At 71.8% G+C, this 8,733-nt stretch carries 6 protein-coding genes and 1 tRNA gene; 4 read left to right on the forward strand and 3 right to left on the reverse strand.

Features of this window, described 5'->3' with window-relative positions; all coding sequences use genetic code 11:
* Window positions 1-4 precede the first annotated feature (4 nt).
* On the reverse strand, window positions 5-2,806 hold the full coding sequence (locus ABGB17_RS28960) for an AAA family ATPase (protein ID WP_347635121.1): 2,802 nt from the start codon (window positions 2,804-2,806) through the stop codon (window positions 5-7).
* 93 nt (window positions 2,807-2,899) lie between these two features.
* Between ABGB17_RS28960 and ABGB17_RS28965 the strand changes: the two genes are divergently transcribed.
* The 3 genes from ABGB17_RS28965 to ABGB17_RS28975 all read left to right on the forward strand — a co-directional run bounded on the left by ABGB17_RS28965 (window position 2,900) and on the right by ABGB17_RS28975 (window position 6,622).
* Window positions 2,900-5,662, forward strand: coding sequence for an AAA family ATPase (locus ABGB17_RS28965; protein WP_347635123.1), 2,763 nt, complete (start codon window positions 2,900-2,902; stop codon window positions 5,660-5,662).
* Between the two features lie 173 nt (window positions 5,663-5,835).
* Window positions 5,836-6,309, forward strand: a complete 474-nt coding sequence (locus ABGB17_RS28970; protein ID WP_347635125.1) for a GNAT family N-acetyltransferase — start codon at window positions 5,836-5,838, stop codon at window positions 6,307-6,309.
* A 157-nt stretch (window positions 6,310-6,466) separates the two neighbouring features.
* Entirely contained in the window at window positions 6,467-6,622 is a 156-nt protein-coding gene (locus ABGB17_RS28975; protein ID WP_347635140.1) for a hypothetical protein, read from the forward strand.
* 63 nt (window positions 6,623-6,685) lie between these two features.
* Here the strand turns inward: ABGB17_RS28975 and ABGB17_RS28980 are convergent.
* Both ABGB17_RS28980 and ABGB17_RS28985 read right to left on the reverse strand, forming a co-directional pair.
* Window positions 6,686-6,754: transfer RNA gene (locus ABGB17_RS28980), tRNA-Phe, on the reverse strand.
* 76 nt (window positions 6,755-6,830) lie between these two features.
* Window positions 6,831-7,499, reverse strand: a complete 669-nt coding sequence (locus ABGB17_RS28985) for an HAD family hydrolase (RefSeq protein ID WP_347635127.1) — start codon at window positions 7,497-7,499, stop codon at window positions 6,831-6,833.
* Between the two features lie 84 nt (window positions 7,500-7,583).
* On the opposite strand from ABGB17_RS28985, the gene ABGB17_RS28990 reads away from it, so the two are divergent.
* Complete coding sequence (locus ABGB17_RS28990; protein ID WP_347635128.1) at window positions 7,584-8,573, forward strand: hypothetical protein; 990 nt, start codon at window positions 7,584-7,586, stop codon at window positions 8,571-8,573.
* Window positions 8,574-8,733 lie beyond the last annotated feature (160 nt).

Here is an 8,733-nt window from a genome sequence, read left to right on the forward strand (position 1 = left end):
GCGGTCAGCCGACGGGGCCGTCCTTGAACAGCTCGCGCAACTGCCGCCGGGAGGTGAGCCGCAACTTCCGGAAGATCTTGGTGAGGTGGTACTCGACGGTCGAGGTGCTGACGTACAGCCGCCGGGCGATCTCCGCGTTCGTCGCACCCTCGGCGGCAAGGGTGGCGATCTTGGTTTCCTGCGGGGTGAGGACGGAGCCGACCGGCGCGGCCGGGGGCGCGACCCGCTCGCCGGTCGCGGCGAGCTCCACCCGGACGCGCTCGGTGAAGATCCCGGCGCCCATCGCGGCGAACATCTCGTGCGCCGTACGAAGCTGCGCCCCGGCCTCGCCGCGACGGCGGTGCCGCCTGAGCCATTCGCCGTACAGCAGGTGGGTGCGAGCCAGGTCGGTGCGCATCCGGGTACGTCCCAGCAGCTCCAGCGCCTGCCGGTAGAGCGGCTCCGGGGCGCGGCCGGTCAGCTCGCCGAGGAGCGCACGGCTGCGGGCGAGCAGGCCGAGTCCCCAAGGCATGCCGCTGATCGGCGCCCGCTCCTCCAGCCGCGCCAACGCCTGCCGTGCCATGTCGGGGTCACCCGCCCGTACCGCCGCCTCGACCAGGTCGGGCAGGACCCGGTTGCCGTTGCCCGGCGGGTCGCGGTCAAACAGCGGGCGGGCCCGGTCGAGCGCCTCCCGGTAGTTGCCGAGGCTCACCTCCAGCACCGTCATGGCCAGGGCCGCCTGGTTGACCAGGGCCGGGACGTTCTGGACCGCGTTGACGGCGATCTGCTCGGCGGCGGCGCGCGCCTCCTGCTCCCGGCCCTGCCAGACCAGTTGCTCGATCTGCCACTGCGGGCGGCCCCGCGGCATCACCCCGCTCATCGCGTACAGGTCGAAATTCTCGGCGTAGTGCCCGTCGGCGACGGCGATCCGGCCCGCGCGCAGCTCGCCGCCGGCGAGCAGGGTGAGCGTCACCCGGAGCGCGTGCAACGCCCCGCTCTCGCGGCCGGACGCCGCCAGCCGGCGCAGCAGCGCGGACCGGCCCTGCTCGTCCCAGAGCTCGTCGGCGGCGAGCCCGCCGAGCAGCGCGAGCGGCATGCCCTCCTCGCTGAGCCGCTCCGCCGTGCACAGCTCGGCGACCGCGGCCCGCATCAGCGGCACCGCGGCCCGGTACCCGGCCGTGACCCGGGTGGCGAACGCCCGGGCCAGCAGGTCGGCCGCCGGCCCCGCCGGATCGGCCGGTACGGCGAGCACGGCACGGGCCACCTCGATCGGCGTGGTGCCGACCGTGTGCTCCAGCGCGACCATGGCGGTCTCCAGCGCCTCCCGGAGGATCACCCGGGTCAGCCGCTCGTCCCGGCCGCCGAGCGCGGCGGCGGCGTCCATCAGGATCGCGGGCGCGTGCGCCACCCGGTCGTCGTAGTTGGCGACGGCGGCGCGCAGCCGCTCCCCCATCGCCCGGGCGACCGGGGTGTCCAGCATCGGCCGCGCCTGGTCGAGCAACCGGCGGACCGCGGCGACGTCCCCGGCGACCAGGTACGCCCCGGCCGCGGCGAGCAGCCGGCCGCCGCGCGCCGGCGCGTCCGGGCTGAGCTCGGCGGCACGGGCCAGGAAGGCGGCCTGGGCGGTGTGGCCACCGCGCGCTCCTGCCCGCTCGGCGGAGGCTTCCAGGGCCCGGGCGACGCTCTCGTCGGTGCCCGCGGTGGCGGCGGCGAGGTGCCAGGCGCGGGTGTCGGGGTCGAGCACGGGGTCGCTGGAGTCCGCCAGCGCGCGATGCGCGCGGCGGCGGTCGGCCGGCGTGGAGGCGTTGTAGACCGCGGCCCTGATGAGCGGGTGCCGGAAGGTGACGCTGCCGCCGGCCAGGTCGCCGAGCAGCAGGATGCCCTCGGCGAGCGCCGGGTCGGCGTCCACCGGGGACATGCCGAGCAGGGCCCCGGCCCGCCAGAGCAGCGCCTGGTCGTGCGCGGGCGCGATCGAGGCGACGAGCAGCAGCTCCCTGGTGGCCGGGGGCAGCGCCAGGACCTGGCCCAGGAAGTACGTCTCCAGGTGCGTGCCCAGCGGGAACCGTACCGGCAGCTCGGTGTGGCCCGCGAGCTGCTTCGGCGAGAGGGCGGTGGCGAGGGTGATGAGCGCGAGCGGGTTGCCGTCGGTCTGCTCCACCACCCGCTCGGCCACCGCGTCGTCGAGCGGCCCGGTGACGCACTCCGCGAGCAGCCGACGAGCGTCCGTGTCACGCAGCCCGCGGACGGGGCGCACCGGCAGGCCCTCGAAGATCGCGGCCTCGGGTTCGCGTAGCGCCACGAGCACCCCGACCCCCTCGGCGTGCAGCCGCCGGCCGACGAACGCGAGCGCCTGGGCGGAGTCGCGGTCCAACCAGTGCGCGTCGTCGACGAGGCAGAGCAGTGGCCGGTCGGACGCGATCTCGGCGAGCAGGCTGAGGGTGGCGAGACCGACCAGGAACTGCTCCGGCGGCGGGCCGTGCATCAGCCCGAACGCCCGCCGCAGGGCATCGCCCTGCGGGCCGGGAATCCGTTCGAGCCGATCGAGGAACGGCGCGAGAAGGTGGTGCAGCGCGGCGAAGCCGAGCGGGAGCTCGGACTCGACGCCGGAGATGGTGAGCACCCGCAGCCCCGCGGCCGAGGCCGCCGAGGCCGCCGTCTGCAGCAGCCGCGTCTTGCCGACGCCCGGCTCGCCGGCGAGGACGAGCGTGTCGCTGAGTCGCGCGCCGAGCCGCCGGATCATCTCGTCGATCACGTGCCGTTCCGCGTCCCGACCGTGCAGCGCCGCGGGCGCCGGCCGGGACCCCTGAGCGGTGACGTCGTCGGACACGATTCCCCCTCAGCTCCCCCTCGACGACGCGTGCGCACGTACCGGGGCCGGACTGGGTTCGACCGGGAAACGGCACCAGGAGACTATGTCACCATGTCGAGCGAGTCCGCCAAGTATGCGCTTTTCGGGCGAGAGCCAGAGATCTCCCAGCTCTCCGGCCTCCTCCGCGGGCTCCGCGACGGAGGCAGTTCACTGATCGTCCGCGGCGAGCCCGGCATCGGCAAGTCCGCACTGCTCACCGCGGCCGCGGACGCCGGCCGGGACACCGGGCTGCGGGTGCTGTCCACGGCCGGCACGCAGGCCGAATTCCACCTCCCGTACGCAGGGCTGCACCGCCTGCTGCATTCCGCGCGGCTGGACGACGGGGCACTGCCCGGCCCGCAGCGGCGCGCGCTGGCGGCCGCCCTGGGGCTCATCGACGCTCCCGTGCCCGATCTGTACCTGGTCGCGCTCGCCACGCTCAACCTGCTGGTGGAGGCGGCGAGCCGGAACCCGCTGCTGGTGCTCGCCGACGACGGCCAGTGGCTCGACCCGCCCACCGCCGGGGTGCTGTCCTTCGTCGCCCGGCGGCTGGAGGCCGAGCCGGTGGCGCTGCTCGTCACACTGCGCGACGGCGTGCCCTGCGCGCTGGCCGAGGCCGGGCTGCCCGAGCTCGCGCTGCGGCCGTTGCCGGACGCGGCCGCGGCGCGCCTGCTCGACGCGCGCGCCCCCGGCATGGATCCGCGTACCCGGCGGAGGCTGCTCGACGAAGGCGCCGGCAACCCGCTCGCGCTGGTGGAACTGACCGGCGAATGGCGCGACCAGGGGGCCGGCCTGCTCTCCTCGCCGTGGCTACCGCTGACCGAGCGGCTGGAGCGCGCCTTCGGCGCCCGGCTGGGCGACCTCCCCGCCGCCACGCGAGCTCTGCTGCTGGTCACGGCCCTCGACGACGGCACCGCACTGGAGGAGGCGATCACAGCCGCCGCCGTCCTCACCGCCGGGCCCGTCACGCACGACGACCTGGCGCCCGGAATTCGAGCCGGGCTGATCGGGCAGGACACCGCCCAGATCCGGTTCCGGCACCCGCTCATGCGCTCAGCGATCTACCAGGCCACGTCGCTGCCGCAGCGCCGCGCGGGCCACGCCGCGCTCGCCGAAGCGCTCGCCCGGCAGGACGGCGAACACGCCGCCGCCCGCCGGATCTGGCACCGCGCGTCCGCCGCCGCCCGGCCCGACGAGGAGATCGCGGCCGAGCTGGACACCATGGCCGCCCGCGTCGCGCAGCGCGGCGCCCCGACCGAGGCGGTGACCGCGCTCGAGCAGGCGGCCAAGCTCACCGGGGACGCGGAACGGCGGGCCGACCGGCTGCTCCGGGCGGCGGACCAGGCCGTGGAGCTCGGCGGCCGCGACGTCGTCGTACGGCTGCTGCGCCAGACCGAGTTGCTGCCGCTCACCTCCCGGCAGCAGGCCCGGCTCCGGTGGATCCGGGGCACCCTCGACGACGGTTCGGACGGCAGGGCGACCGGCCCGCAGGCGCTCGCCGCCCTCGCCGAGTCGGTCGCCGCGGAGGGACGGCCCGAGGAGGCGCTGCGCATCCTGTGGAGCGCCGCGCTGCAGTGCTTCTGGATCGAGCCGGGCGCCGAGGCGCGCCGCCGGATCGTCGCGGCCGCCGAAAGCCTGCCGGTGCCGGCCACGAACCCGCTGCTGCTGGCGATCCTCGCGTACGCCGCGCCGCTCGACCGCGGCGCCGTGGTCATCGACGGACTGAGGGAACTGGCCACGGGGCCCGTCATCGACCCGCAGGCGGCCCGGCTGCTGGGCTCCGCGGCGGTACTCGTCGGCGCGTTCGAGCAGGTGGAGACCTTCTCCGCGGCGGCGCTGCCCGGGCTGCGCGCGCAGGGACGGCTGTACCTGCTCACCCGTTCCCTTGCCCAGCAGGCGTGGAGCGCGGCGCACCGGACCAACCTGAACGTGGCGATCCCGGCCGCCGAGGAGGCGGCCCGGCTCGCCCTCGAGACGGACCAACCACAGATGTACGGCACCGCCGTGTCCACCCAGGCGCTGATCGCCGCGCTGCGCGGCGAACCCGACCACGCCCGGGAGCTCGCGGCCCGTGCCGAGGCGATGAGCGTGGCCGCCGGGGTGCGGCCGGTGCTCGCCACCGTGCAGATGGCCCGCGGCCTGGCGGCGCTGGGCAAAGACCGGCACGCGGAGGCGTACGAGCACCTGCGCCGCCTGCACGACCCCGCCGACCCGTCGTACCAGCTCGCGCTGCGCTGCTACGTGGTGACCGCGTTCGCCGACGCCGCCGCCAGGAGCGGAAACGCCGGCGCGGCACGGGCGGTACTGCGCGACCTGGAGGAGGTGGCGCGGACAACGCCCGCACCCGCGCTGCACGTGGGCCTGCCGCTCGCCCGGGCACTGCTCGCCGACCCGGCGGACGCACGGGCCAGGTTCGCCGACGCGCTCGCCGCCGACCACACCCGCTGGCCGTTCGCCCGGGCATATGTACAGGTGGCCTACGGAGAATGGCTCCTGGACCAGGGCGACCCCGGCTCGGCCCTGCCGCTGCTGCGCACCGCTCGCGACACCTTCGACGCACTGGGCGTCGTGCCGTTGAGCGACCGCGCCAGGCGCGCCCTGCACACCTGCGGCGAGACCAGCGCCGACCGCGTCCTGGCAGCCCGCGACAAGCTCACCCCGGTAGAACTGCACATCGCCCGGCTCGCCGCCGACGGTCTGTCCGACGAGGAGATCGGCGAACAGGTCTACCTGTCCCGCCGCACAGTCGGCACACACATGGCCCAACTGCTCCCCAAACTCGGCATCGACTCCCGAGCCAACCTCCCCGCCCTCCGCCGTGACCGGGCGGACTGACCCCACGCCGGCGACAAGTCGCCAACCCGAACTACATGTGGTCAGGGGCGGGTCGAACCATCGACCTTCCGCTTTCTCAGGAGTAGGCACCATGATCGCTCGCATGCCGGACGCTGACCAAGCAGGCCTCACATGGCCATCACGGGAGCTGCACCTGCGCCAGGATGGACGTTGTGAACGACCTCGTTATTCGTCCCGTACGGCCCGATGATCTCGACGCTGTCGCTGAGCTGCGCTGGCGGTGGGTGCAGGAGATCTATGGCACCTCCGGCTCCGCACTGGATGAGTTCGTGCCGCGCTTTGTGGCCTGGGCAAAGGAGAACCAGTCCTCCCATCGATGCATGGTCATGGTCCGCGGTGACCTGGTCATCGGCATGGCATGGCTGGCGATCAGTCAGCGTGTCCCACATCCGCGCGCGTTCGAGCGCGCATCGGGTGATCTGCAATGCGTATACGTGCTGCCGGGCGAGCGTAACGGGGGCTTGGGCGGTCAGCTGATTCAAGCGGTCCTGGCCGCCGGACGCGATCTCGGACTGGAACGCATCACCGTTCACTCAAGTGACCAGGCGATCTCGGCCTACTGCCGTCATGGGTTCACATCCTCTCCGCGCCTACTCCAGGCCGATATCACCCAAAACAGCGCCTGATCCCCCTCAAGCCGCCGCCGCACCTTCGACCCGCCGCAGCCAGCGGGGTTGATCTTCACCACCTCATCCGGCAAGCCAATCGACTCACGCAATCTCCTGCGCCAGGTTCCACACAGTACGGAAGCGAGTCGGTCTGGAGACGTTCCGATTACACGACATCCGGCACACGGCCGTCTCGCTCCTCCTCGACCTCGGCGTACCTCCGCACATGGTTCGCGAGATCGTCGGCCACAGCGACATAGAGGTCACCATGGATGTATACGCGCAGACGAGAGCGCTCAAGCGACTCGGGAAAGAGATCGCTCAGCGTTGATGTAGTCGTCGATGTAAAAGCCCGAACCGTGATCATGGTTCGGGCTTTTCGCAGGCCATACGGTGGTCAGGGGCGGGGTCGAACCGCCGACCTTCCGCTTTTCAGGCGGAGCAGCCGCCCTGCTCCCCTACCGAAGACCAAGGCCAGAAGGTGGTGTACCGCTGCCGCCGAACGCCCCTGGTGGCCGACGTTGCTGTCACCACTGCTGTCAGGGCGAGCCGCCCCCTTCCTTCCGCATCTGCAATATCTCAATGGCTTGGAGTACGTCCGTGACCACGTGGTCAGCCTGATGGTCGACACCGGGCCAGGTGCCCCGGTCGATCCAAATCGTCCGGAGACCCGCGGCCCGTCCGCCGGCGATGTCGGCGGTGGGGTTGTCACCGATCACCCAACCACCCTCACCGAGAGTCATGCCGCACCGCCTGGCCGCGATCCTGAACAGAGCGACGTCTGGCTTGCGGATGCCTTCGGCTCCCGACAACGCGTAGGCGTCTACGGCTTTGGTCAAGCCGGTCTGCTGGATCTTCCCGAGCTGGTTGTCCGCCATCCCGTTGGTCACGATCGCCACGCGCCATCCGGTCGCCCGTAGCCGGGCCAGGCCGTCCAGAACTTCGGGCTGACAGCGCACGAGGTGCGGCATGCGCCTCCGGTAGCGGCTCCAGATCTCGTCAACCGACTCCGGCAGCGTGAAACGCTCACGGACCTTGGCGAAGAACACCTCTCGATGAGGAAAATCCTCTTGGTCAAGAGCGATCAGCCAGTCAACCGCTTCCGCCCCCAGGTCATGCTCGCCGGCGAACTCCTCGACCCACATCCGGAACGCCTCGTCAAGGTTCACAAGAGTGTTGTCCAGGTCAAAGAGCGCAAGCCGTTGCACAGAGCGATCCTATGAGGCTGTACGTCCAAGACTGGTGCCCCTCGGGTGTGTGCGATCATGGGGGCATGACGATCAGAAAGGCCCATGCCTGCTGACCGCCGGCTCGCGCTCCACGCGACGCTCCCCGACCGTTACGCCCCTTTTGAGGTCCTGGCTTCGACCATCGACCATCTCGGTCGGCTCGTAGCCCTGGTTGCTGATCCCGCCCAGGGCTTCGTCTCCATCCCGCACCTCCCCGGGCTCCGGCCGCCTCCACGCTATGACGCGATCGCTGTCATCTGCGACGAAACCGAAATCCACGAGATTGCGCTGAACGACCTCGGACTGTGGTTCACCGACATCGACACCCTCGGCGACGGCGTCGTGCTGGCGGCAGCCCGATGTCTTCCTTCCGGCATACCGTACGAGCGTTACCTGGAGCCGGTGCCCAGGGATGAGCTCCTGCTCGCCGCCAACGTCCGGGTGATCGACGGCGACGGGTGGACCCGGGCGGCTTTCTACGCGGGTGACGGCATCGAGCAGCTCATGACCGACCCGCGGGGGAACATCTGGACCAGCTACTTCGACGAGTCGAACTACTGGGCTGCCAACCCGGACGGCACCTGTTCCAAGCGATCCATGCTCGGCCTCGCCCGATGGGACAAAGGTGAAGGCCCGCCGTGGCTGGCGTCCGACACTCCAGGTATCGCCTGGTGTGACTGCTACGCACTGAACGTCGGCCGCGAGACGGTCCACGCCTGCCCTTACACCGACTTTCCGCTAGTCGAGATCGACGCGAACGGCATCCGTGCCGTCACGCCGAACCCTGTCACCCGATGTAGCGGCCTGGCCATCTCCGGTCCCCAACTCGCCTTTCTAGATCAGCACCGTGTGGACGGCGAGTATCACTGGGAGATCCGCGGGGCCCGCAAGGAGGGCGGAGCAGTCGTGGAGACCGGCCGGCAACCCCTGGTACTACCGGAAGGCCGGCAGCCGGCGGGCTGGGCGCGTGGCAAGATCGGCCGGGACTGGACACTGTGGCTGCACGAGGACGGTGACCCGCGGCGCTGGTACCGCTACGAAATCGACGATTAAGCCCACCTGGCCCCCCGAAATCCGCCAGGGTTCGGGTCACGTCCAGCGGAGTGGTGTATGAGTTGATCTCTGCGTGATCCTGTTTCTGCAGGTTAAGCGGTGAGTGTGTGCGGGTGTGGGTTCTTGTGGGGTGTGTCGCCTGGGATGAGGCGGAGCCGGG

Origin of the sequence: Sphaerisporangium sp. B11E5 (assembly GCF_039871875.1) — a bacterium.
In the GTDB taxonomy this organism is placed as follows: Bacteria; Actinomycetota; Actinomycetes; order Streptosporangiales; family Streptosporangiaceae; genus Sphaerisporangium.

Coding starts and splice junctions, on each gene's coding strand:
- ABGB17_RS28990 (WP_347635128.1), top strand. CDS start 7,584: ATGCCTGCTGACCGCCGGCTCGCGCTCCACGCGACGCTCCCCGACCGT.
- ABGB17_RS28965 (WP_347635123.1), top strand. CDS start 2,900: ATGTCGAGCGAGTCCGCCAAGTATGCGCTTTTCGGGCGAGAGCCAGAG.